A 1501-nucleotide genomic window follows, 5' to 3' on the forward strand; every position below is an offset into this window, starting at 1 on the left:
CACCAGCCGGCCCCGGCGCCCCCGGCGGCGGAGGAGCTGTACGAGTGCCGCCGGCCCCTCCGCCGGCCGCCCTTCCTCGCCGCCAGGACCACGAGCCCCACTATCGCGCCGAAGACGAGCAATACGACCAACGCGCCCATCGTTCCCACCCCCGCTTTCCGTGCTTTCCGTTGTGCGACGGTGATGCCCCCGCCGTCCGCGGCCGAAAGCAAAGTTGAGGAAGTCCAGAGGTTCGGCGGAGGATGGCGGGCATGACCTCCTCGCGACCCCCGCTCAACCGCGCACTCGCCGAGTTCGGGACCACGATCTTCGCCGAGATGTCCGCCCTCGCCGTCCGCACCGGTGCGATCAACCTCGGCCAGGGCTTCCCGGACACCGACGGCCCCGAGGAGGTGCGCGAGGCCGCCGTGCGCGCGCTGCGCGACGGCCGCGGCAACCAGTACCCGCCCGGGCCCGGTGTGCCGGAACTGCGCCGGGCCGTCGCCGAGCACCAGCTGCGCTTCCACGGGCTCGGCTTCGACCCCGACACCGAGGTGCTGGTCACCGCGGGCGCCACCGAGGCCATCGCGGCCGCCATGCTCGGGCTGCTGGAACCGGGCGACGAGGTGATCGCCTTCGAGCCCTTCTACGACTCGTACGCCGCCTGCATCGCCATGGCCGGCGCCCGCCGCGTCCCGCTCACCCTGCGCGCGCCGTCCTTCCGCCCGGACCTGGACGCCCTGCGCGCGGCGGTCACCCCGCGGACCCGGCTGCTGCTGCTCAACAGCCCGCACAACCCGACCGGCATGGTCCTCACCCGGCAGGAGCTGGCGGCGATCGCGGAGCTGGCCGTCGAGCGCGACCTGATCGTGGTCACCGACGAGGTCTACGAGCACCTGACCTACGGCACGGAGCACGTGCCGCTCGCGTCCTTCCCGGGGATGCGCGACCGCACGGTCACCATCTCGAGCGCGGGCAAGACGTTCTCCTTCACCGGCTGGAAGGTCGGCTGGGTGACCGCCGCCCCCGCCCTGGTCGACGCGGTGCGCGCGGCCAAGCAGTACCTGACGTACGTGAGCGCGGGGCCGTTCCAGTACGCCGTGGCCGAGGCGCTCCGGCTGCCGGACGCCTACTACCGGGACTTCCGCGAGGACCTGCGGCGCAAGCGGGACCTGCTCTCCGACGGCCTGGAGGCGGCCGGGTTCCGGGTCTTCCGCCCGGAGGGCACGTACTTCGTGACCACCGACATCCGGCCGCTCGACGAGAAGGACGGCCTGGCGTTCTGCCGGGCGCTGCCCGAGCGCTGCGGGGTGGTGGCGGTGCCGAACGTGATCTTCTACGACGACGCGGAGGAGGGCCGCAGCCTGGTGCGCTTCGCCTTCTGCAAGCGCGAGGACGTGCTGCGCGAGAGCGTGGAGCGGCTGCGCCGGCTCTGAGGCCGTGGGCGGGCCGGGGCCGCCCACGGCCTCAGAGCCGGCGCAGCCGCTCCACGCTCTCGCGCAGCACGTCCTCGCGCTTGCAG

Annotated in this window: 1 protein-coding gene; it reads left to right on the forward strand. The window is 73.5% G+C overall.

What is annotated here, in order from left to right; translation table 11 throughout:
• Positions 1-251: 251 nt before the first annotated feature.
• Entirely contained in the window at positions 252-1415 is a 1164-nt protein-coding gene (locus PV350_RS46555) for a pyridoxal phosphate-dependent aminotransferase (RefSeq protein ID WP_499512660.1), read from the forward strand.
• The last annotated feature ends 86 nt before the right edge of the window (positions 1416-1501 follow it).

It is taken from the genome of Streptomyces sp. PA03-6a (assembly GCF_033792765.1).
Classification (GTDB): Bacteria; Actinomycetota; Actinomycetes; order Streptomycetales; family Streptomycetaceae; genus Actinacidiphila.

Bases quoted from the DNA above. Each gene is read 5' to 3' on its own strand.
- PV350_RS46555 (WP_499512660.1), top strand. From the start codon at position 252: ATGACCTCCTCGCGACCCCCGCTCAACCGCGCACTCGCCGAGTTCGGG.